Source organism: Nocardia sp. PLKS1-43 (assembly GCF_059510335.1).
On sequence record NZ_JCAJZQ010000010.1, the window covers coordinates 67,553 to 90,911 of the forward strand.

Sequence of the window (23,359 nt, forward strand, 5' to 3'; positions counted from 1 at the left end):
GGGTCCTACCGATCGTGGTCGAGGGTATCGGCGGCGTCCCCGGGGCGTCGGCGCAGCGGAATCGCCAGTGCGACTCCGATTCCCAGCACGGCCAGACAGGCGATCGAGCCGATCGTGGCGTACTTGCGCGGGCGCGCGTCCGCGGGCGGGGGCGAATAGGGCGTCGGAATGGCCCGCGGCACGTCCGCGCCCGCGGACACCGGACGATCCGGCAGCACAGCGGTCAGCGCGGCGACGGGGTCGATCATCCCGTAACCGACCGAATCGTCCCGGGTCGCGCCCGGATGGTGCGCGGTCTGCTCGATCCGGTCGATGACCTGACCGGCGGTGAGCCCGGGAAAATGCGAACGCACCAGTGCCGCAAGGCCGGCGACGTAGGGCGCGGCGAAACTTGTGCCCTCGATGGGCCGGATGCCGTCGGTGCCCTGCACGGCGTTGACCAGGCCGGTACCGCCGGGTTTGCTGTCCAGCGAGACGATCTCGCGGCCGACCGCCGCGACGCCGATCCACGGTCCCCGCAGCGTCAGTTCCGAAGGAGACCCGCTGGGATCCACCGAGCCGACCGAGAGCACATATTTATCGAACCACGCCGGACTCGGAATCGTCTGCACTCCATCCCAGCCCGAGCCGGAGTTCTGCGTCTTGCACGGCCCGTCGGACTGCATGTTCCCGGCCGCGGCGACCACGACCACATTGTGATTGTAGGCGTATTGCACTGCCGCGCCGAGTGATCCGTCCGCGGTGTCGTACCCCGCTCCCGTGCAGGCCACCTCGGAGATGTTGATCACCGTGGCGCCCATGTCCGTGGCCCGCACGACCGCCGCGGACAAAGTGAGCACATTGCCGTAGCCGGAGTCGGAGATCGCGCCCGGCGCCTGCCCGCTGGACCGGTTGTTCTTGGCCGAGAACGCCAGGCTCAGCTGCCGGATGCTCAGAATCTGCGCCTGCGGTGCGACACCGGAGAATCCGTCGTCCGCGCTGGGCTGTCCGGCGATGATGCCCGCGACGATGGTTCCGTGACCGTCACAGTCGGAGGTGCCGTCGGAGTTGGAGACGTAATCGCCGCCCGGCTGGAGATTCGGCAGTCGCGGATGCCGGTTCACCCCGGTGTCGATCACCGCCACCTTCTGCCCGGCGCCCTCGGAGAACCGCCATGCCGCAGGCAGATTCAGCACCCGCTGCGCGATCGGCGCGTCCGAGGGCGCGGTCCCGCTGAGCATCGGAGTCGCGCAGACCTCGCGCTGCTCGGTCGGCTCGAGCGGTGCGGGACGTCCGCTCAGCGCCTGGGCCGCGCCCAGCGCACCGGGATCGACCTTCGGCGGCTGCACCGCGTTCGCCGGCCCCGGGACGGCGAATACCGCGGCCCCGAGAAGCGCTACCGCGCAAAGCATCCGAAGCACGGATCGACTCCGGCCGAAACCTTCCCCGCCCACCGGGCCGACACCGGTCATATGTCGCGGGCCATCGAGTACACGTCCATGATCCACAGCACCAGCGGGATCACCAGCACGATCAGCAGATATTCGAAGAGTTCGTTCATCCTGCGCATGACGGGGGTGATCTCGATGTGCGGACCGATGACCCCGAAGATGACCACCGCCGCCGCGAACACCAGCAGCAGTCCCGCGGAGATCAGCACCGCGCGCGAATCCCCCAGTGCCACACCGGCCGACGTCGCGACGAAGATCACCGCACCACCGATGATCAACACTCCGGCCTGGGTCAGATCGGCGAAGGAGCGTCCGCGCAGGGCCAGGATGATCGAGGTCACGATCGCCAGCCCGATACCCGGCCAGTGCACGCCGCCGAGCGGAGCGGCCGCGCCGACCGTGCCGACGACCGCGGCCAGCGTGCAGCCCGCCATGATCCCGGTCTGATATGCGTTGGCGGCCTTGGCACGCCGGCCCAGGCCCACCGCCGACGGCAGTGCCGTGGCGCCGATCGCGCCGATGCCCTCGATGGTCGGGCGCGGTTCGTGATCGGCCGGATCGATCGCGGCGCCGGCCGTGGGCACGTGCGGCACGGGCAACCGGGCCAGCACCGCGGACAGCCGCGGCACCATCGAGATCACGATCAGCGCGCCGACCAGCATTCCCGCGCCGATGCCGGGCAGTGCCACATCCCCGAACATCTTTACCGCCGAGGCGATTCCGCCGAACAGCGCGACGGTGATCGCCATCGGGAACAGCGTCGCGCCGATGCCGGTCGCGCGATAGCCCACCGCGGCGGCCACCAAGGCCACCGAAAAGCCCAGCAGCAGATGCGGACTGCCCAGACTGCCCGGGACGAAGAACGCGCCACCGGAGAACAACAGCACCAGCGACGCGAGGGAGAGCCAGGTGCCCGCGAGCGTATCGCTGTAGCGGCGCACCGCGATCGCGGCGGCGACCATGGCCGCCACCCCGACACCGGCCGCGATGAAACCGGCGGCCAGGGAGTTGATGTGCGATCGGCCCACGGCCAGCAGCGACATCGCCACGACCGTGGACACCACGGCCGCGACCAGGCCCGTCCAGCGCGCCGACTGCGCCGACCAGCCGCGGAAGGTGTCCGCGGTCAAGCGCGATACCGCGTCGATGACGTCGTCGAACAGCGCCGGAGTCTCCTTGGCGCCCACCGCACGCAGCACGAGCAGATCACCGTCGTGCACTTCGGCCTCGACCAGGGTCCGGCTCGGCGGGATCGGGTCGCGGCCGAGCCGGGCCAGCGTCCAGTGCTGGGTCTGCAGCGGCCCGGCGTCGTCCTCGCCGTCCGTGACGCTCGGATTGCGGGATTCGATCAGCGAGACCAGGTCACCGATGAACGAGGCGACCGGAATCGCCGTGGGCAGGCCCACATCGATCTGGGTGTTTCCTCCGATGACCGAGACTCGGCAGAGCTCGGGCTCCGCGGCGGTCCGGCCACCGGGCGATGGTGCCGTCATGAGGCCGCCGATCCCGGACCTACGGTAACCAACGGTGTTTCACACGACGATCTGTCAGCTGGCCGAACCACTTTCACCCCGTCAATTGCCTTCGCGTTGCGACCTCTACGCAGCGAACCCTAATGTATCGGACAGGTGAGTAGCGCGCGATCGGTAGGCTGGTCAGGAGAGATACGGAATGGGCCTTCACAAAAGAAAATTCGGGGTTCGAGTGTTATGACCAGCAACCGCCAAGCTCAACGCGCCTTCGACGCCGGCGTTCTGTCGCTGGGTCTGACGATCGACGGCCAAGAGGCCACGCGCGACCTGGAGTACGCCAAACTGGCGTTCCAGCGGGCCACCGAGTGGGATCCCACGATGTGCGACGCCTGGTTGGGCCTGGCCGCCGCCGGCGAGACGACCCCCGAGGTGCTCACCCAACTGCAGAAGACCAGTGGCGCAACGCTCTACCGTGAGCAACGCCGGTTGGGACTGCGCCCGCGCGAGCTGGCCGGTCGGTTCGTCACCGGCCTGTACATCGACTACCCGCTCGCGAACTACACCGAGATCTGGGTCGCCCACGCCGCGCAGCTCATCGCCGCCAAACAATACGACGAGGCCGAGAAGGTCCTCGACGAACTCGCCGAATTCCGTCGCGGCCAGCAGCCGGCCCCGGAAACCGAGCCGGACAACCGGATTTCGGCCTACGTGCGCGGTGTCCTGCACTACAACACCCAGCGCTGGCCCGATGTGATGACCGTGCTGGCCGGTTCGGCCGAGTGGGACGATCCGTTCATGGCGGCGGGCGCGCACGTCATGGTCGGTTCGGCCTGCGCTCAGCTGGGCCTGTTCGGTGAGGCCATTCGCCGCATGGAAATGGCCGAGCACGGCCCGATTCCGGCCGCGCGCACCACGGCGATGTTCTGTCGCGGCCTGTGCCTGCGCGAGAACGGCGCCGAGGCAGAGGCGCAGAAGCTCTTCGAGAAGGTGTACTCGCAGGCGCCCGACTTCGCCGCGAACACCGAGGCCATGCGGGATCGCACCTACCGGATCACCATCACCTCCAAGGAGACCATCGCCGCCCGGACCGACCGCTGGGACCCCGAATCGGCCCCCTCGATGCAGGAGCAGCAGGAGGCCGAATTCCAGGATCGCGCGAAGAAGATCCTGGACGAGGCGCGCAAGGAACTCGATCGCCAGATCGGTCTGGTCTCGGTGAAAACCCAGGTCGCCCGGTTGCAGTCGAGTGCGCAGCTGGCCAAGATCCGGGCCGAGAAGGGGCTTTCGGCGAAATCGCGTGGCAATCACCTGGCGTTCACCGGTCCGCCGGGTACCGGTAAAACCACGATCGCTCGCGTGGTCGCCAAGATCTATTGCGGGCTCGGAATTCTGAAAACCGACAAGGTCGTCGAAGCGAAGCGAATGGATCTCGTCGGTGAACATTTGGGTAGCACCGCGATAAAAACCGATAAATTGATCGATAGCGCAATGGACGGTGTGCTTTTCATCGACGAGGCGTACACCCTGATCCAAACCGGCCTTTCCGGCGGTGACGCCTTCGGCCGTGAGGCCGTGGACACGCTGCTGGCCCGCATGGAGAACGACCGCGACCGGCTCGTGGTGATCATCGCCGGATACGACGGTGAGATCAACCGGCTGCTGGCCGCCAACGACGGTCTGGCCTCACGTTTCTCCAAGCGCCTGCAGTTCCCGTCCTACACCGCCGAGGAGCTGGGACAGATCGGCGAGGTCATCGCCAAGTCCCGCGACTCGGAACTGGCCGAGGGCGCCACCGAGCAACTGGTCGCGGCCTGCCGGCGGCTGTACGACATGGAGAGCACCGATCAGAGCGGCCAGCCGCGGCGCGGGGTCGATCTCGCCGGTAACGGTCGTTTCATCCGCAACGTCATCGAGGCGGCCGAGGAGGAGCGCGAATTCCGTCTGGCCAACGACGATTCGCTGGATCTGTCCGAGGTGGACGAGTCGGTGCTGATGCGTATCGAGGCGCCGGACATGCAGGCGGCCCTCGCGACCATTCTGGCCTCGCTCGGCCTGAGCTGAGTACCACTGCGGCTCTGCTTCTTGCGAAGGGATTCGAAAGACGCAGAGCCTCAGTCGTTTCGGGGCCGGACCGGGTTTCGGCGGCTCAGTTGGACGCCGTGCTGGTCTTCGACGAATCGTCCGAACTCGACGCACTGGGCGGCACGCTGTCGTAACTCTGCAGTGCCGAGGTCCGCGACAGCGTCGGCCCCGGGACCAGCTGGCCCACGATCGCCCACGGCGCCAGATGCGGCGTCTTGCCCAGGCCCAGCATCTGCGCGGTGGCCAGATCCGGTACGGCGTAACGGACTCCGTCGTCCGCGATGTAGAACAGACTGTCCCGGCGCAGGCTGCCCGCGTCCATCCCGGTGGTCTGCACGAACTCACCCGACATCGGCCGGACGAACACCTCGTCGACGTGGTCGCCGCCGCCGGTGGCGGTGGCCAGCTTGACCGGATGCTGCGAATTACTCAGCGGCAGTTGGGTTCCCAGCACCATGGAGACGTCCGCCTTGTCCGCCGGATTACTCGACTCGGCCTGTTCGGTGGCCATCCCCGAATTCTTCTTCCAGTGCACGCAGGTCACCGGATCGTCCTCGGCGGAAACGATTTTCGGCACCTGCGTGGGGAACTGGTCCAGATGCAGCGTGGTCACCACGGGAACGCCGTCGAGCGCGTCCGGCGGCACCGTCTTGATCTCGCTCATCCCCTGCGAGTCGGCGTTGCGGATCAACTGCGCGACGAACGGGCCGATGTGCTGCACGCCGTTCGACAGCACCACGTACAGGTCCGGAGCGCCGCTGCCCTCCAACGGCGCGACCGAGATCACGCCGCCCACAGGCACATTCGACAACTTACCCGGGCCCGGATGACCGGCCTGCGGGATCGTCGGCGGGGTCAGGGCCGGCATCGGGACCGCGACGTCGAGCAGGCCGGTGCCGGTCTCCCGCGCCGGATGCGCGCCCAGATTCAGCGTGCGGGCCACGACCGTATTGCCGGGATCGATCTCCGCGCGTTTACCGTCGTAGAGCAGATAGGTCTTGTCCTCGTGGCGCACCAGCACCGCCTCGTCCTGGTTCGCGGTCCGCGCGCGCGACCCCAGCTCCGGCGCACCGGCCACGACGGTCGTGGTGACCGCGGAGGAACTCGTCGCGCTGCCGCTGGCCGAGAGGGCCACCGATTCGCACATCGACCAGTCCGAGTGATTGCCCTGCGAACTGCCCGGCAACGCGTTCGGAGCGCCCGGAATCCCCAGCAACGGGCCGCGCGGGTAGGCCGAAAGCTTCGAATCCTTCACCGAGGTGGGCGTTTCGGCGGTGCCGCTGATCAATCGCGCGGAGGCCAGATTCATCGCCGGATGCAGGGTCTGATTCCCGGACTGGTCCTTCACCAGCACGAACAGCGCGGCACTGTCCTTGCCGACGATGATCGATGCCTTGCCGACCGAACCCTGCGGATGCAGCAGCGCCAGGATCATGCAACCGGCCACGGCCAGCACGCCGAGAATGGCGCCGATGATCAGCGAACGAGACTGTGAGCGCATGGGATCGTGCAACATTCGCACATCCCGGCGGACCATCGCGTGGTCGAGACGACGCAGCAGGAAGCGGTAACCATTGACCTGTGCCCGAGTCGTCAGCTGTGCCGGCACTGGATCTCCCTCGAACGGTAGGGCATCGGTCGAACGCGCGGGTGTGGCCGCCCATTTCGGGAACTCCCCGCAGGGAAAAGACTAAGCGGTTGCGCGGGCGGGACGCCACTCGCAGCCGAAACGGGTAACGTAATCCGCGAAACCGGCCATTCGGACCGTGCTTCCGGCCGTACCGGCCGGGCTCCATTGCGGCAGGCTCGTGAACAGATATGGGAAACGATGGTCGAAGAAGCGATCGTGTACACCGGACCCGAGGAGCGGGAATCCGGATCGCAGGAGGGGCCGTCGCAGCACGGCGTGGCGCGTACCGGCCGCCCGGCGATCGCGCTGCATGATCAGGACTTCTGGCTGTTCCGGGATTTCCCGCTGCGCCAGGTGGTTCCGGTGCTGTTGCTGGCCGCGCTAGCGGCCTGGATCGCCACCGCATGTCACCTGCGGCTGTACCTGATCGTCGCGATCGGCGTCGTCGTGGTGTTGATCGGACTCGTGCCGCTGCGCCGTCGCCTGCCGCGCACACTCGCCGGAATCATCAGCGGCGCCATCACCTTTCGCTGGAACCGGTGGCGGCACGACCCGAGCGCCGAGCCGCCCGAGGCGTTCGACGTCCCGCTGCCCGAGGGCGGCAGCTACGGCGTGCGCTGGGACGACGACCGGCTGATCAGCATGCTGCGGATCGAACCGCCGCCGGACTCGATGACCTGGCTGCGCCCGGGCTCGCTCGGCTCGGTGCAGGAGCTGCCGCTCAGCGAAATCGCCAACTGCCTCGGGCAATTCGACATCACCCTGGACTCCATCGACGTCATCAGCACCGGTGCGCGCACCGCGGGCAACGGCGCGGTCGCCTGGCTCTACGACCGCATCCTGGGCCCGCTGCCCGCGATCGCGCGGCGCACGGTGTGGCTGGTGCTCCGGTTCGATCCGCTGGCCAATGCGCAGGCGGTGGACAACCGCGGCGGCGGCGGGGCCGGGGCGCTGCGCGCGGCGATCATCGCCACCCGCCGGGTCGCCAACCGGCTCGCCGCACGCGACATCACCGTCTCGGTGCTGACCGCCGGTGAGATCAACAGTGCGGTAAGGCAACTCACGCACGGCATTACGCCGGACCAGTTCACCGAATCGCCCAACACCCTGGAGTACGAGGGGCTGCACCTGACCAGCTACGCGATCGGGCGCGACCTGATCGCCTCGCCCGGATTCGCCGATCTGTGGGCCGCGCCGAGTCTTTCCACGACCATCACCGTCCGGCTGCGCCCGCAGCCGGTGCACGCCGGGCACGACGAGATCCGGCCCGGCATCGCGCTGCACGCGCTGGTTCGGTTCGACACCCTCAGCGAACCGGCCGACCCGCCGGTGCCGGGCCTGCGGCGGCTGCCCGGACAGCAACTGCGCGCCTTCCTGGACAGCCTGCCCATCGCGGTGACGCCCGGAGAGGCGCCGGAGGACTATCGCGGCCCGCTGGACGCGCTGGACGGGCTCGCGGTGCCCACCGCGGGATGCGGGCAGCTGATCGGCGCGGATCCGACCGGCCAGGGCGTCGCGGTGCCGCTGATCGGTGAGGGCACAAGGCATCTCGAGGTCATCGGCATGCTCGACCTGGCCCAGCAGGTGGTATTACGGGCGATCGCGCTGGGTGCGCATACGGTGGTGCACACCGCTCGGCCCGATGCCTGGAACGCCATGGTCGCGAGTGTGGCCGCACCGCATTCGCTTTCGCTCGCACCGCGTTCGGCGGGCGCGAGTCACCATCCGCCCGCACCGCCGATGCAGCCCGGAAGCTCTTATCCCACAACGACTGTCGTGGTCTTCGACGGGATCACTCCGACGGCGCTGCCGGGTGGGGCCACGATTCTGCACGTGCGCGACGAGGACGGTCCGGAAAGCCCGTTCGACGCCGACGTCACGCTGCTGCAGGATCCCGCGTCGCCGAATATGATCACCGTCCGCACCGCGACCGATTCGGCGACGGTGCACATGGTCACCACCCCGGACGAGATGCAATACATCGGGGAATCGCTCGCCACACGATGAATTCGCCTGGAGCACCGAGATATCGGAGTGCCGCCGTTTCGGATTCGGTCATATACGTGAATTCTTCGCCACATATGTGAACACGCATCCGGCGGCCGTCCAGGTTTGCGCCGGCAACGGGAAACCCCGTCTTATCCGAAGATTCGGTATTCGAAACGAAAGCAGGAACGGAAGTCCCTTCGTTGTCGGCAGACCCGATTCGATTGCGCCGCCCGCGTTTGGATTACGCTGCCGGACAACAGCGGAAAGGCCGCGCAAAGATATTTCGCACGGCCGGATGGTTCGAATATGTGAACGGCCGCTCGGAGTTCCCCGAGCGGCCGTTCACGCCGCGAAATCAGAAGACCTCGAAGCCCTGACCGACGGCGGAGTCGGCGGCCAGCGCACGGTGCAGCGCCTCCTCCACCGAGTTGGAAAGCTGGTCGAGAACGCCCAGGTGCTGGCTGAACTCGTCCGACCACTTCTTGTGCACCGAGTCGAAGTTGGCCGACGCGTTGTCACCCTGCAGAGCGTTGTGGAACGCGGTGGCGTTCGTCTCGAGGTTCTGCCCCTCCTGCTTGAGCTGCGAACCGGAGTGCTGCAGGTCGTCGTACAGCGTGTTCATTGTGGCGGGGTCGTAAAGGATATCACTCATGAATGTATCTCCTCATCGTGAAGGAATGGGGTGCAGCAGGATCGCCGCTGCGTCGGCGGGTGCCGGAATGCGATCAGCCAGCGTTTTCCTGGTCCATCGACAGCAGCTTGTTCTTGCCGTCGACAACGGCCTGGTGCAGCGCGGTGAGGTTGGCCTTGAGGGTCTCCGCCTCCTCGTGCCACGCGGTGGCGGACTTCACGAACGAGGCGTTCGCGTCACCGTGCCACCCGGCCTTGGCGGCGTCGGCGGCATCTTCGATCTTCTGGATGTGGTTACGAATGTTGTTGATCGAGGTGTCCATGTCGTTGGCCACCTTCTCGATGGCGGCCTTATCAAGACCGACTGCGCCTGCCATTTTCCCAACCTTTCATCACGGTTTACTGCTGTTCGGAGGTCGTCCGACCTCCTCAGAATAGAAGACTTCCGGACATATTTCAGAACTTATAGCCGCAGCCACCTTTCCCCGGGCAACAACTGGATCAGCGCCGAAATCGCCTGCGCGATCCGGTGATCCGTACCCGATGTGACGGTCGACCAAGACTGCTGATCGGGCGCCAGCGCCGGAATGGCGATAATCCGGCCGCGGCCGGTGTCGTACATCGCGACGGCGCCCGGCGTCCGGGTGGCAATGCCGTCCTCGTGCGTGTAAGCCACGATTTCGGCGTAGGCATAACATGATTCGAAGGCCAGTCCGAGAATGGTGGCCTCGCGATCTGGCACGCCGAGTGCATAACAGGCGTCGGCATACTCCGTGGCGGTGTTCGCCGCACTGAGCCGCTCGCTCAGATCTTGTGACGGCACATTGAAATCGGGAATCTCGGCCGGTGCGCACGATCCGAGCGCACCGAGCAGCGGACGCGCCAGCGACTCGCCCGAACCGTCGGACCAGAAGGTCGCCAGCTCGAAATCGTCGCCGGTACGCACGGCGATCGCGTGGTCTTCTCCCCTGCGCGCCAAGCACACTCGCACCACGTCGGCGGGTTCGCCCGGCTCCGCGCCGGCACGATCGGGCGCGACGCGGTAGATCCGCGCCACCAGTTCGCGCTCTGGCTGCGCCAGGACGAACAACGCCTGTGCCAGATCCGGACTCACCTCGCCGTAGGAGTCGAACACCCCGGCCTCGGTCAGTCCGGCGATCGCCTCCTGCTGCGCCGCCTGCCAGTCGTCGTGCGAATCGTGTTGCGGCGCAACGGCGAGCACCACCGGCAGGGTCTGCACACCGAGACGCTCGGCCACCGCGAACAGGCCGTCGTTGGTGAGCGTCGTCATCAGGCCGCTCCGGGCTGAGCGGTACCCGGCGCGGCCTGTGCGGTCTGCTGCGGCGCGGCGGTCGAACCACCGAGAACAGCAGGGGCACTGACGATTCCGTTGTCGATGCCGATCGCGTCCGCACCTTCCACCGCGATTCCGGCGCGATGCTCCTCGTTCTGCAACGTCGACCCCGCCGCGGCCGGTGCGACCGCGCCCGGGACGCCGCCGGCGGGAATCGGGCTCGCGGAACCGGTCGCGGACGCCGGAACGACCTCCGCGGCCTCCTCGGCCGTGGTCGCCGACTCCACCAAAGACGGTGCGCGGTAAGCGGTCTTGGCCGGCGGCGCGATGGCGAACGCGGCCGGATCGAAATTCGGCGGCAGTATCGTGACGCCCTCGGGCGTGGGCAGTTTCGGCGCCTGCGCTCCGGCCTGCTCGGCCGCCAGCGCGGCACCGGTGGTCAGCTGCGGCGGATGGTCCTGCACCCACGGAGTGGCCAGCGGCTCGGTGGCCGCCTCGTAGACGCGCATCACCCGGGACGCCGTGGCCTTGGCCATATCCGAATCGGTATCGGTGACCGCCGCGATCGCCTGGATCGGTGCGCCCAGCGAGACGCCGATCAGCTGCAACATCTGCTGCGCTTCCTGAATCGCCTTGATGTCGGCCATATTCGGCATCGTCAGGCGAGCCAGCTCATTGGCCGCGGCATGCTCCTGCGCTTTGGCGGCATTGGCGGCCGCCGCCTGCGCGGCACCGGCCAGCCAATCACGCAACGCCGAAATGCGGTCGTGCACACCGGCGCTGTTGATCGACTGCCACGCGCCGCGCAGGCTGACGACGATCGCCTCGTACTCGGCCGCCGCAGCCGCGAAACCGACGGCCAGGCGGGACCAGGCGGCACCGGCCTCGGCCATCGGAAGCGGACCGGGGCCGGTGTCGAGATCGCGTGCGAGCCGGTCGGGTTCGCGCGCCTCCCAGACGACCCCGGTGAATCCGGGCTGCGGTGGCTCGATCATCTAGACCGACCGTGCCTGCTCGATCCCGGTGGTGTTCTCGTTCTCGACCCGATCGAAATGCGTGACCTGGGCCCGCAGCGAGGCGGCCAGCTTCTGCAGTTCGAGTACGCCCGCATCCGCACTGGTCGAGAACGAGCCCGCGACCTCGTTCATGGTGTGCGCGGCACGCACCGACACCTCGTCGGTCCCGGCCGCCGGAACGGTGAGCGCGGTCTTGCTGGTCTGCATGTCCTGCTGCAGGCGCTGGGCCAGCGCGTCCAGCCGGCCCGCGGCGTCGGTCGCGGCAGCCGGGCTGAAGTACACCCCGTCGAAGTTGTTGTCTGTCATGACGATCCCTCCAATTGGTTTGCGCTGCACCATCACAACGTCAGTTCTTTGTCGGGTGGCGCTTCGGTGGCCCGGACGTAGGCGCCGACCACGGGCAACGTCGCACCTTTGAGATCGCCTATGACCTCATCACCGTTAACCCCGGTGACCAGATTGCTGTTCGTCCCGCCATCGGCATCGCCCGCACCACCGACACCTCTGGCCGCCACCGCGGCGGCGCCCGCACCACCCATCGGCATCATGGGGCTGGCGGCGGACAACGGGGTCGATGTCGCCACCGGCTCGGCCGCGAGCGCCTCGGAGGCCGCCGCCGCGCCCGGCCCGGCGGTGGCGCCGCCGGCCAGCTGGGTTCCGACGTACGGGGTGAGCGGCGTCGCCGGAACCGCGGCGATGCTGCCGGCGCCGCCGACGCCGGCACCGCCGGCAGCGTCGGAACTCTTCGAATCCGATCCCTTGTACGCACCCAGCGCGATCTTGTCGCCGGACAGCGCCGCCGCCGTGGGTGTCGTGGTGATGCCGGGGACGAGAGTTTTGGCCGCCTCCCCCAGCTGCGTCGCGGATTGCGCTCCGGTGGTGAGCAATTGGCCCACCGGCGTGATCAGTTGCATCAGCTGCTGGAGTTCGCTGCTGGACGAGCCGGAGGTGGCGGATGCGGTATCCGCGGCGGTCGCCGCCCGGGACGCCGCGTTGACGCCGGTGGGTGCGGTGCTGACCGCCACCTTCTGCCCGGCCTCGGTCATATTGGCCGAGTGGATGGTCAGCTCGACGCGCGTCTTGGTGATCACCGCGAGCGCCTCGGCGATGGCTTCGGCCGTCTCGGCGACCACGAACGCCGCACCGCCGGGCACCGACAGAGCCGGTGCGGTGAGGGCCATCGTGGTCATGTACTTGCCGACCACGGTCGCCATCAGCGCGCCGCCGGTGAAGACCGAGGTCGCGCCCGCGCCGAGAATCGCCTTCTGCCCGGTGCTCTGCGCGGCCAGCTGGTTACCGGTGGACTCCGTGCGCGCGGCGGTCGAGGCCGCCTGCTGCGCGCCCTGGCCCTGCCACATCTGCATCACCAGCTGCAGTGCCGACATGCCGAGCTGCATGGCGGTCTGCAGGCCGGTGGTGATCGCCGTGAGTACCTGGGTCGGATCGACATTCGGCTGCGCGGCGGTCGGCGCGCCCGGCGCGTTGGCGCCCGCGGGGGCCCCCGGGGTCGCGGGCCGCGGCGCGGCCGCCTGCGGTGCGTTCGCCTGCGGCGTCGGTGAATTATGTTGTACCGCAGGTACATTCACCGGATTGCTGGGCACCGGTGCGACACCGACAGCGGGGTGCACGGCGGCGCCGCCGAACTGCCCGGTGCCGAAACTCGAGGCCATGTCGGTGAGCGGGCGGACGATCGCCGTCAGGTCGATCACCGGCATCGGCGGCAATCCCGGCAGGGGCGGCATCGGTGGAATGGTCGGCAGCTGCGGCAATCCCATACTGTGCAGGATGTGGCTCACCGGCTGATCCATCATCGGCGCCAGTGAGCTACCCCGCAGCAGATCCGAGATGCTGGGGTCGAGTGGCGCGCTCATCGGGCTTATACCGAGCCGAGGTGCGCGGCGGAGTCGTCATCGGTGGCCTGGTAGTGATCCGCGGCCGTGAAGGCGGCGAGCGCGGTTCCGGCGTGCACGTTGGCGAGCTCGTTGACCGACGAGATGTGGTTGGCCTGCGCATAGGCGAACGCCGCCAGGAAATCCTGGCCGATCAAGCCGAACACCGGCACCGCCGCACCCACGGTGGCGGCCTGGTCGACATTGCCGACCGTGGCGATCGTCGTCGCCATCGCGGCCGACGACGCGCCGTATCCGCGGATGGCATCCGGCACTGTGACAAAAGGCTCCATCGTAAAACCCCGATCCGGTGACGAAAATCCTTACTTGCCACCAATGGTAAGCGGAGCCGCGCTCATCGCGCTACGCAATTGCTGCCCTCGTAGCCCAGGGCCTGCGGCCTTCGGTCAGAAGTTCACCAGCTCGAAACCTCGTCATTGAACGTATTAACCAGATCGGCACGTTCGGCAAAGGCTTGGCGCGCAGCGGCATACGCCGTGGTCACCAGAGTGTTCTCGAACTGTTCCGGGGTCATCCGCGAAATCGATTCGGACAGTTGCAGATCCACGAGCGCGCCGTTGCCGTCGACCTCGACGGTCAACGATTCGTCCGGCGCGGTCTCGCGAGCGCGCACCCCCGCCATCTGATCACCGAGGTCACGCAGCCGGTACAGCCGCCGGCGAACGCTGGCCTCGAGCTCGTCCATCGTTTCGTACATGAGGCTCCTCCCAAGGGTTTTCGTCGTTCGGACGGGCCGGACCGTCTCAGACGGACCGCAGCCAGCTGTCCGGCTCGGTCTCGTACTCGTCCTCCTCCTGGAGCTCGCTCTGCGCGACCTCCGCGGGGGTGGGCAGCCCCATCCGACGCAACGCCTCCGGCGCGACCCCGGCCTCCTCGAGTTCCGACCGCCGCGCCAGCGCAGCACGATTCGCCGCCTGTTTGCACAGCCGCAACACCTCGGCCGCCAAAGCCTGTGGATCGCGCCGCAATTCGGCCGGATCCACCGAAATCCCCAGCGGCAGACCCTGTTCGGTGGTTCGCACCGAGATCGACCCGGTCCGGTTGGCCGCGGACCACTCCACGAGCACCGGCTGCTGCGCCTGCTCGGCGACCGGGGCACCGTCGCCGGACTCCTCCTGAGCCGCCTGCTCGCCCACGACCGGATCCATTGCCGGCCCGAAGTTCTCCGCGTTCATGACAGGATCCCCATTCGTTCATCTCGTCGGCCGCGCCCGCCTCAGAATACGCCGCGCGTTGCCATATCCGCCTGTCCGAAGGCCGCGGACAGTGCCTGCGCAGGGTTGTCGACGCGGCAATATCCCGGCGCGCCTGTCGCCGATATATGTCAGGATGGGGTGGGCGGGTGTGGTACACCAGCGAGCCGCGGGCGCGGTTCGTCTTCCGTTCGGGTGTGGGGGCTCACGGTTATCCCACGTGCGGGCGGACCGCCGGCACAGCGGATGACGTGATCGCAGAGAGGTAGGAGTGCGATGGCTCCGGACGTCCCCAAGTGGCAGTTCACCACGGACCCCATCTCGGTGCCGGAGGACGTGATGGGCAAGGCCGCGCAGGTGTGCGCCGACGGGTACGTACAACTGCAGACGATCATGTACGACCTGGTCACCGCCGGGATCACCAACAACGATCCGATCAGCGCCGTGGATTCCGGAAAATCATTGGGCGGCGAGTTCTACAGCGCCGGGCTCGCCGCTTACGAAATCCTCAAGAACACCCGAGACGCGTTCAACCACTTCGGTAACGCGTTCCTCCAGGTCGGAAAATTCTACAACGCCACCGACCAGGGCAACGCCGATAAGGTGAGCAAGGCCGGCAACCTGTACGGCAGCACCAAGGAGGCGGACGACGAGTTTTCGGCACTGGTCGACGTTTCATCGTCTTCGGTCGACCTCGGCCATAAATGGTCCGCGAGCCTCGACGCCATGGTGAAATCGCCCTACAAAGAACCGAGCGATTCCCTGATCGACGGCTACAAACAGTCGCGCTACACGTTGGGGGGCAGCACCGAGGACCAGGGACCGGATTACATTCCCAAGACAAAAGTGCCGGATCCCGTCAATATAAACGACGATACACACGACCCCAATAATCCCACCCCCGATCAACTGCTGGCGCGCGCAAAACAGCAGGTGAGTCAAGGTGTGAAGAACCCTGTCCTGGAATTGGGCGCCGGCCAGTGGGAAGAAAGACTGAGGACCTTTGTCGCCAATCCGGACACCAAGAACCAGATCAAGCCTGCGGCGTGGAAAAAAGCTGCCAGCGATCTGCAGGGCGCGGCGGATACGTTTTTCACAAGCCTGACGTCAGCCGTATCGGACTGGACCGGAAAAGGTCACGACGCCGCGATCGACAACGCGAAGGCTTTTCAGTCCGGAATTATCGGCACCAAGGGCGACGGCTTGGTGTCACAATTCAACACGATCGGCGACGCTCTGGATGCGGTGGTCGGTAAAACGAGCGAGGCGATCGGCAAGATCAAGCCGGACCTGGATGAGTACGATCACGCGATCGCGAACGCGCAGGATACGATCGACAAGATCGCCAACGGCACTCTGAGCGAAGCCAGCATGTCCAATGTGGACGTGGACATCCACGTTGCCGAACAAAAACGCGCCGATGCGATCAATGAATTCGACGATACCTATGTCAAAGCGGTCGCCACCGCATCGTCGGCCATTCCGATGCTGACATCGCCGCCGGCGCTGGCCACCAATCCCGCCCCGCCACCGCCACCCGACAATACCGGCGACCCGAACAAGAACAAGAACAAGAACGGCACCCCGTCCACTCCGAGTAACCCGAGCACCCCCAGCGGGAGCGGCAACACCGACGGGTCCAGCAGCGCCAGCAGCCGTGCGGCTGCCGCCGCGGCCAAGAAAGCCAACGCCAAACTCGCTCAACTGGAACAGCAGTCCGCGAGCAACAGTCCGTACGGAACCGGCTACGGATCGACGGGCACTTCCGGCACCTCCTCCTCACAGGGCTGGAGCACCTACCCCGGAGCCACGTCCGGCTCCGGCTCGGGGAGCAGCGCTTTCGGAACCAGCGGCAGCGGGACGTCGTCGAGCACTGATGTGTTCAGCCAGCTGGGCACCGCCCTGTCGATGGGCCAGCAGTTGCTCAGTTCGCTCATGTCCACCGCACAGTCGCAGTTGCAGCAGACCCAGCAGCAGGCCGCGGCCCGCCTGGCGGACCTCGAGAAAACGCCCGGGGAGCTGGCGGACGAGGCCAAGAAGGCGCTCACCGGCCTGGCCGGAGGCGGTGGCGGCGGTGGCGGAGGCGATGGACTCTCCTCGCCCCTCGACACGATCTCGAAGGATGCCGCGCTCGCCTCGTCGAAGCTGTTCCCCAGGGCCAGCGCCACTTTGAGCGCCGCCACGGAGGGCGAACTGGCCGACACCACTCATTCGGTGGCTGCCGCGTCGACCACCGGAATGCCGGGTATGGGTATGCCCGCCATGGGCGGCGCCGGGCGCGGCGGTAAGGACGACGACAAGTACAAGCGGCCGGACTATCTGCAGTCCGATGAGGACCTCGACGAGGCGCTCGGTGATCCCGTGGTCGTCGCCCGGCCCGTCGTGGACCGGTGACGCGGGTGTGGGATCTCACCGACCTGGAGTTCGTCACGCTCTGGAACCGGGCAGACGGCAACATGGTCCCGCTTCCGTTGTCGTACACCACGGATATCCGAACTCTGGATGCCTTGGAGCACGCCCAATTACGTATCGCCGACCGCATACAGCAACTCCGACGGGAGGGCATCGGTGCGCTGTTCGACGTGCTGACGACCGCCGACATACTCGTCACCGTCCGTGGGTACAGCGGTGTGGACATCCTCGATCCGAAGGCCGCCATTCGGCTGTTCGGTGCTCGAAAAGGCCCGCACGGCTGGGTCGTTCGGCAGAAGCCGGGCGAAACATTCTGGCACAGCGGCGGTTTCGTCGCGACGGAGTGTGAGGCAGTGCGGTTGGCGGACGCCATCGTGGCGAATCTGCCGGAGATGAACGCCGGACGTATCCCCGAGGTCGTGCTCTCGAACGAAGACACCGAGATCGATGACACCGATGAAACCGCCACCGATTACGCCTACGGCCGATCCGCGGTGCTGGAACCCATCCAGCTCGGCTCCGCCGACACGGCGCGTCGATTCATGAGCATGCCCGTCACCACCCGGGGCATGATCGAAATCAGCCAGATGCGTTCGGCATTCGGCCCGCGCGGGCGAATTCAGCGGGCCCTGCACTGGCGCGACGTCAGCGAGGACGGCCGATACGTCACCTCGGCCGATACGCCGAACGTCGCCCATTGCGCGGACAAGGATCACCTGATCAACCTGATCAACAGCGAGATCGTGACCATGGTGCGCAGCATCAAGGACGAATCCGCCTGACTCGCTCCCCCGCCGCGCCCGGGCCGCGCGGCGCCGGATCAAATCGATAGATCGGCTGCCGCACCGGTCTGCCGCTGGTGGAAACGCTCCTCGAAACCCGTGGCGTAGACAGACGGCGCTGTGGACGAGGACGACTGTTCGATCACTCCGTCGTCGGCGATGTAGAAGATCGCGCGGCCGATGGCGATCTCGCCCTCCGGGACCGGTACGAAGACCATCCAGCCGACGTTCAGGCGCTCGGCGACGAGCTCCTCGACCGGGTAGTTGGTGGTGTCGATGCCCAGGCTCAGGATGTGCTCGCGCACCAGGGCGATGGCCCGATCCTGGGACAGCGCAACCGGATCGCCGGTCACCAGACCCGCCAGCGACAACTGGTAGAGGGCGCCGTCGATATCGTCGGCGGGGTCGTCGAACAGCGCGGTGAGGGTTTCGCGGGTGACCACGCCCGCCTCGGCGGCGGACACCAGATTCATTGCGGCAGTGCGCTGTTCAGTGCTCGGATCGTTGCTCACCACGCCGCACAGCACGTCGGCGACCGTATCGGCGGACCACACGCCCGGAATCGCGGAGCTGATCTGGTCGGAGGTCGGCGATTCGCCGCGATACCAGCTGTCGCGATCCCACCAGTAGCAGAACGACATCAGCCCGCGCGCCGCGCGCGGATTCAAGACCTGGTTCGCAACCCATTCCGGCGCACCGGAATACAGGTCCGGCATCGGTTCACCATCGTTGTAGGCGGCATCCAGCGCGGGTGCGTCCCAGACGCCGCCGGACAGCACAGCGCGCCCGCCGGGCAGGATGTACAGCGTCGAGCCGCTGCGCGAGGCGCCCTCGAAAACGCCCAGCGCGGGCAGCACCCGCGGCCCCCAGTCCGAGCCGATCGCGACGAAGGCCGCCGCGATAGTGGCCCAGCGCGACCAGAACACCGGCAGCACAGGGAAATCGTCGTACGACGGGACCGGGACGACGCCCCCCTCCCGATCCGCGCGGGCGTTCTGCGCGGCCTGCTGCGGCGAACGCCACTGCCGGTTGTCGTGACCGACATACGCGGCCAACCACACCGGCAGCCGCTCACGCGGAAAGGCTTGCAGGTCCGCCAGATACGCGTCCGGGACCAGCATCTGATCCTCGGGGAACGGCTCGTCACCGTAGTCGTAGTCGGCCTCGATGTGACCGGCGACATCGAGCCGGATCTCCATCCGCCACCACGGGCCGTCACCGAGTTGCGCGGAAACCTCGCGCTGCATCTGCACCAGATCGAGGATCTCCGAGGACGGTTCGCGCCGCGCCACCCGATCGGCGTCGTCGTAGTACAGGGTGTAGGTCACCCCGCCCGCGACGGTGATGGCGAAGTACGCCTCGAGCCGCCTCCAGCCCTCCGGGCCGGCGACCGCCAGTTCGCGGGCGATGGTGTGCGCGAGCTGGGTCGCCTGCTGCTCGATGGAGGAGGGTTCCTCGGCAGCGGGCTGCGGCGCGGCGGGGGCAGCACCGGGCGCTTCCTCGTCCACGAGCGAGATGTCCAGTGGCGCTTCGGCAGCGGCCTGCGGCGTCGGCGCGGCACTCGCGTCCGCCGCCGGCCCCGCGGCCGGGGCCGCGGCCGGGGCAGCGGCCGGGGCCGCGGGGTCGCCGGACGTGTCCCCACCCAGGAGACCGCCCAGGCTGAAGGTGACGTCCGGCGCGTCCTGGCCCTTCGGGGCCTCCTGGTGCGGATCGGTCATGTGCTCGAACCCTCCTGTGTGCCGCAACGGCCTGCCTCATCACGGACACGCGCAATCATGCCGTGTCACCGACCGTCACGCTATTCAACGGTATCGCCGATCGACGTGAACGACGAGCCAATACTTCGAAAACGACCGCGGCCGAAACCCGGGACTAGTGGTCCATATCATCCATCTTCTGCGCGGCATCGGTCATACCGGTGCCGAACTTGCCGAGTGAGGCCACCATATTGTCCCCGCCTGCCAACAGGTTCTTGCTGGAGGTGGTGTAACCGCTCTCGCCGCCGGTGAACTTGTCGCCGTAATGGTCGTGGCCCCAGGGATATCCCTTGGCGTTCAGGCCGTTCTTCAGCGTGTTGATGACCGTGGTGACCCGGCTGGTGACATCGTTCATCGTGCCCGCGGCCTGCCGCAGTTTCGTGGTGTCGACTTCGACCGGTTTACCCATCGAATTCTTCCTTTCTGATCATCATCCGCGACCGCCTCACCAACGATCCTCGGGACGTCCGCTCTCCCAATGGGTATCGAGCCGCTCCATCAAATTGTCGATCTGCTGCTGGATCTTGTTGGCGAGCGCGGCGCGACCGATTCCGACAGCCACCGGCGAACCATCCATATTCATCACGTAGCGGCCGTCGCCGATCACGTCGCGCCAGAGCAGCTTCGTCTCCTGAATTCCGCGCGGGCCGAATTTCGAACGGCCCTGTACGACGCGCAACGTCCCGGTCTTGCTGGCCGGCATGTTGAAGAACTTCGTGGAGGCGACGGCGGGCGGATCCTCGTCGTCGTCCTTGAAGAAGCTTCCGCCACCGTGGCCGACGTGCTCGGCCGGATCGATGATGATCGGGGTGCTGGGCAGGCTGCCCGCTTCGGTGGGCGGCAGGGCCTTGACCACCTCGGAGGCCAGACTGCGCGGATCGCACTCGGTGACGATGTATCCGTCGGTGTGCCAGTACGTCTTTCCGGGCTTCTGCTCGAATTTGAACGCCTGTGCGCCACTGCGCGCGAAATGGATGTACATGCACTTCTGGCCGTTGTTCATATCCCGCTCGTCCCAGCCGTGCAGCCGAATGTAGATCTCCGGGGCGCACATGACATCGATCATCGAGTCCCAGGCCGGATCCCACTTGGCCCGAAGCTCCTCCCAGACCTCGGCTTTCAGTGCCGCCGACTTGTCGATCGACATATGCTCGTCGAGCGTCCAGAACAGCGGGTCCGGCATCTGGCCCTCGCGGTACTTCTCACAGAGCACCTGGAATTCGATACCGGTGAAATTCCACGACAGATTCACGGCTCGATCACCGGCCTGACCTTGTCGACCGGATCGAGGATTTCATCGAGATTCGTTGCGCCATCGAGGAATTTCGCCCGTTTGTGTTCCTTGTTGCTGTTGGCCTGTTGACTGCCGCCCATGGGCCCGGGCATACCCGGCATGCTCGGACCGTTGGCATTCGACGCGTCGAGTTGATGGTCGGGAGTGAACGGTGTACTGCCGCCGGCCGCGCGCGGAAACAATTTCGACACGTCCGGCGAACCGTTCGGATCCAGCGCCGCGCCAACGGCATTGGAGACATCGTGCCCGGCCGCGCCGAGCGCGTTCCCGGCGTCGGTCAGCCCCTGGCCGATGCTGCTCAGCGCGTTGTTGAGCATGCCCGGCACATTGGCCAGGCCCGAGGTCGCGGCGTTGAGGAGCGAGGGCAGGATGCCCGAGAGCGCACCACCGAGCGTATTGCCCAGCGAGTCCAGCCCGGACAGCGCGCTGTACGGGGAGGCCCCCGACATGCCCAGCGCCTCTTCGGCGGCCAGGTAGCCCGCCGAGTAGCCCGCGTTGTAACCGGCGGCGTAGCCCGAGCCGCTCATACCGTACGAGCCGTAACCGCTGCCGTAGCCACTGCCGTAACCGTACGAACCGTAACCGCTGCCGTAACCACTTCCGTAGGCACCGCTGCCGTAACCGAGTCCGGAAGCGCCGATTCCGGAGTATGCCCCGATTCCGGAGTAACCGCCGGTGACGCTGGATGCGGCCGCGAGGCCGGCGGAGTAACCGGCCATGTACGCCGAGCCCATGCCTGCCGAACCGCCACCGCCGGCGGTGGTGCCGCCGCCACCCGCGGTGCCGCCGTAGCTGCCGCCGCCACCGGCAGCGCCCGCGCCGCTGGTCGCCCCGGCGCCGCTGTAGGCGCCGTAGGGGTGGCTGGAACCGGCGCCGCCGTAACTGCCGGCGACGCCACCACCGGTACCGCCGCCGGTACCACCGCCGTAGCTGCCGGCGGTGCCGCCGCCCGTACCGCCGGTGCCGCCGCCCGTACCGCTCGCGGCGCCGCTGGAGCCGCCGTAACCCCCGTAACTGCCGACGGTGCCACCACCGCCTGTGCCACCGCCTGTGCCGCCGCCTGTGCCACCACTGGTCCCGCCACCGGTACCGCCGCCGTAGCCGCCCGCGCCGCCACTGCTCGCCGCTGCCTGTGCCGCGGCGTAACCGGCGGAATATCCGGCGCCGTAACCGGCCGAATAGCCTGCTGAATAACCAGCCCCGTAACCCGCGGAATAGCCTGCGCTGTAACCGGAGTCGGCACCGCTGCCGTAGCCGCTGCCACCGCCGTAACCGCTACCACTGCCGTAACCGCTGCCGCTACCGTAACCGCTGGCACTGGTGCTCGCGCTGGCGGTGGTGCTCGCGCTGCTGGTCGTGCTGGTACTACTGCTGTTCGAGCCGCTCGAACTGGTATTCCCGGTGCCCGAGCCGAGGACCGTGATGTACGGCAGGGCCTTCATCGCGTTCTGGATGCCGACCTTGTAGTCGTTGTTGTATGCGTCCAGAGCCTTCTGACGCCACTTCTTGATCGTGCAGTCGGCGTAACCGGACTGATTTTCCCTGGTGTCAGTGGGCATCTGATCGAATGTGGCCTTGAGGAAGCCGCTGGTGTATTTCAGGACCGAGGCCAGTTCGCTGATGCTGTTGCTGAACGCCGTCGCACCGTTCTCGAAACGCTGAATCGCGGCCATGGCCGCGGTCGCGCCCGTGCCCGTCCACATATCGCCGGTGATCTTCGACAACTGCTGCGTAACGTTCGAGAAGTCGTTGGCCATCTGCGTGGCCACCCACCCGTAGCGGACGGCCGCGGCGTCGGTGTTCCAGTCACTGCCGATCATCGACCGATCGAAGTAGTAGAAGTCGTCGTAAGTCCACGAGCTGGCATCGTTGATCTGGACCGTCTGGCTCTGATCATGGTTCTGCGGTGTCGTCGGCGCATCCGGCATATCACCGTTGCCCACCGAGAACTGCGACGGGTCCGGTGGTGTGCGGCTCGTTGGATCGTTTTTGACCCCGGCATTGGTGATGCTGGTGAAGTCGTCCGAGGAGTTGTGCTCAGCAGTCTGATAAGCCTTCAGCGCCCCGATGAAGGTGTCCTGCATATTCGTCAGAATCTTCTGCAGGCCCTCGATCCCGGTCAGGATCGTAGTGCCCTTCTGGTTGTAGATATTGGTCAGCTCGGGACCGGCCGGATCCAGCGCGTAGTTCGTGATCGGCTTGATGGCGTTCAGCTGGTTGTCGGTGATGTATTTGTGGTAAGAGTCGAGTTGCTTGATCAGCTCGTGGATCGCCGCGGCACTGTCCTTGAATACCTGGTAGTCGGCGCTCATCCCCGGTGCGGTGCTGATGCCGACAGAACCCGGGTTGTTCGCGAAGTACTGCCAGTCCGACGAATCCTCCGGTGTGGTATCGCCGGGCCCACCGGTCGTTGTGCCGATGCTCCCGCTGGTGCCGGTGCCGTCAGCCATCTGCTTCCTACTCCCTCA

20 protein-coding genes are annotated in these 23,359 nt (G+C 66.9%); 4 read left to right on the forward strand and 16 right to left on the reverse strand.

Translation table 11 applies throughout. The features are described 5' to 3' along the window. Window positions 1-5 precede the first annotated feature (5 nt). Window positions 6-1,391, reverse strand: coding sequence for a type VII secretion-associated serine protease mycosin (gene mycP, locus AC5WS7_RS29260; protein ID WP_495957978.1), 1,386 nt, complete (start codon window positions 1,389-1,391; stop codon window positions 6-8). A gap of 56 nt (window positions 1,392-1,447) precedes the next feature. Continuing rightward, a complete protein-coding gene (gene eccD, locus AC5WS7_RS29265) occupies window positions 1,448-2,923 on the reverse strand; it encodes a type VII secretion integral membrane protein EccD (RefSeq protein ID WP_495957827.1) in 1,476 nt (491 codons plus the stop codon). A gap of 216 nt (window positions 2,924-3,139) precedes the next feature. Between eccD and eccA the strand changes: the two genes are divergently transcribed. Beyond that, complete coding sequence (gene eccA, locus AC5WS7_RS29270; protein WP_495957828.1) at window positions 3,140-4,963, forward strand: type VII secretion AAA-ATPase EccA; 1,824 nt, start codon at window positions 3,140-3,142, stop codon at window positions 4,961-4,963. Window positions 4,964-5,048: 85 nt separating this feature from the next. Here the strand turns inward: eccA and eccB are convergent, their stop codons facing one another. Continuing rightward, window positions 5,049-6,593: a type VII secretion protein EccB gene (gene eccB, locus AC5WS7_RS29275; protein ID WP_495957829.1), complete on the reverse strand. Its 1,545-nt coding sequence runs from the start codon at window positions 6,591-6,593 to the stop codon at window positions 5,049-5,051. Between the two features lie 219 nt (window positions 6,594-6,812). On the opposite strand from eccB, the gene eccE reads away from it, so the two are divergent. After that, window positions 6,813-8,621, forward strand: a complete 1,809-nt coding sequence (gene eccE / locus AC5WS7_RS29280) for a type VII secretion protein EccE (RefSeq protein WP_495957830.1) — start codon at window positions 6,813-6,815, stop codon at window positions 8,619-8,621. A 337-nt stretch (window positions 8,622-8,958) separates the two neighbouring features. On the opposite strand, the gene AC5WS7_RS29285 is transcribed toward eccE, so the two are convergent. The 9 genes from AC5WS7_RS29285 to AC5WS7_RS29325 all read right to left on the reverse strand — a co-directional run bounded on the left by AC5WS7_RS29285 (window position 8,959) and on the right by AC5WS7_RS29325 (window position 14,628). After that, a complete protein-coding gene (locus AC5WS7_RS29285; RefSeq protein WP_495957831.1) occupies window positions 8,959-9,255 on the reverse strand; it encodes a WXG100 family type VII secretion target in 297 nt (98 codons plus the stop codon). Window positions 9,256-9,328: 73 nt separating this feature from the next. Then, a complete protein-coding gene (locus AC5WS7_RS29290; RefSeq protein WP_495957832.1) occupies window positions 9,329-9,610 on the reverse strand; it encodes a WXG100 family type VII secretion target in 282 nt (93 codons plus the stop codon). An 86-nt stretch (window positions 9,611-9,696) separates the two neighbouring features. After that, a complete protein-coding gene (locus tag AC5WS7_RS29295) occupies window positions 9,697-10,524 on the reverse strand; it encodes an ESX secretion-associated protein EspG (RefSeq protein ID WP_495957833.1) in 828 nt (275 codons plus the stop codon). Further along, window positions 10,524-11,522 carry a PPE domain-containing protein gene (locus AC5WS7_RS29300; RefSeq protein WP_495957834.1) on the reverse strand — a complete coding sequence of 333 codons (999 nt, stop codon included), beginning with the start codon at window positions 11,520-11,522 and terminating at the stop codon, window positions 10,524-10,526. Before AC5WS7_RS29300 ends, AC5WS7_RS29295 begins: the two co-directional genes overlap by 1 nt. Beyond that, window positions 11,523-11,849: a PE family protein gene (locus tag AC5WS7_RS29305; RefSeq protein WP_495957835.1), complete on the reverse strand. Its 327-nt coding sequence runs from the start codon at window positions 11,847-11,849 to the stop codon at window positions 11,523-11,525. Window positions 11,850-11,881: 32 nt separating this feature from the next. Continuing rightward, entirely contained in the window at window positions 11,882-13,414 is a 1,533-nt protein-coding gene (locus tag AC5WS7_RS29310; protein ID WP_495957836.1) for a hypothetical protein, read from the reverse strand. A gap of 5 nt (window positions 13,415-13,419) precedes the next feature. Further along, entirely contained in the window at window positions 13,420-13,707 is a 288-nt protein-coding gene (locus AC5WS7_RS29315; protein ID WP_495957837.1) for a type VII secretion target, read from the reverse strand. Window positions 13,708-13,847: 140 nt separating this feature from the next. Next, complete coding sequence (locus AC5WS7_RS29320) at window positions 13,848-14,150, reverse strand: YbaB/EbfC family nucleoid-associated protein (RefSeq protein WP_495957838.1); 303 nt, start codon at window positions 14,148-14,150, stop codon at window positions 13,848-13,850. Between the two features lie 46 nt (window positions 14,151-14,196). Then, window positions 14,197-14,628 (reverse strand): hypothetical protein, encoded by a 432-nt coding sequence (locus AC5WS7_RS29325; protein WP_495957839.1) that lies wholly within the window; start codon window positions 14,626-14,628, stop codon window positions 14,197-14,199. Between the two features lie 294 nt (window positions 14,629-14,922). On the opposite strand from AC5WS7_RS29325, the gene AC5WS7_RS29330 reads away from it, so the two are divergent. Together AC5WS7_RS29330 and AC5WS7_RS29335 are read left to right on the forward strand one after the other, a co-directional pair. Continuing rightward, window positions 14,923-17,040, forward strand: coding sequence for a hypothetical protein (locus AC5WS7_RS29330; RefSeq protein WP_495957840.1), 2,118 nt, complete (start codon window positions 14,923-14,925; stop codon window positions 17,038-17,040). Further along, window positions 17,037-17,840 carry an ESX secretion-associated protein EspG gene (locus tag AC5WS7_RS29335; RefSeq protein WP_495957841.1) on the forward strand — a complete coding sequence of 268 codons (804 nt, stop codon included), beginning with the start codon at window positions 17,037-17,039 and terminating at the stop codon, window positions 17,838-17,840. The genes AC5WS7_RS29330 and AC5WS7_RS29335 overlap by 4 nt, the downstream gene beginning before the upstream one ends. Before the next feature lie 38 nt (window positions 17,841-17,878). On the opposite strand, the gene AC5WS7_RS29340 is transcribed toward AC5WS7_RS29335, so the two are convergent. From AC5WS7_RS29340 to AC5WS7_RS29355, 4 genes are all read right to left on the reverse strand, one after another. Continuing rightward, on the reverse strand, window positions 17,879-19,558 hold the full coding sequence (locus AC5WS7_RS29340) for a hypothetical protein (protein WP_495957842.1): 1,680 nt from the start codon (window positions 19,556-19,558) through the stop codon (window positions 17,879-17,881). A gap of 154 nt (window positions 19,559-19,712) precedes the next feature. Next, window positions 19,713-20,006 (reverse strand): WXG100 family type VII secretion target, encoded by a 294-nt coding sequence (locus tag AC5WS7_RS29345; RefSeq protein WP_495957843.1) that lies wholly within the window; start codon window positions 20,004-20,006, stop codon window positions 19,713-19,715. A 36-nt stretch (window positions 20,007-20,042) separates the two neighbouring features. Next, on the reverse strand, window positions 20,043-20,849 hold the full coding sequence (locus tag AC5WS7_RS29350) for an ESX secretion-associated protein EspG (protein ID WP_495957844.1): 807 nt from the start codon (window positions 20,847-20,849) through the stop codon (window positions 20,043-20,045). Then, window positions 20,846-23,341 carry a hypothetical protein gene (locus tag AC5WS7_RS29355; protein WP_495957845.1) on the reverse strand — a complete coding sequence of 832 codons (2,496 nt, stop codon included), beginning with the start codon at window positions 23,339-23,341 and terminating at the stop codon, window positions 20,846-20,848. The genes AC5WS7_RS29350 and AC5WS7_RS29355 overlap by 4 nt, the downstream gene beginning before the upstream one ends. Window positions 23,342-23,359 lie beyond the last annotated feature (18 nt).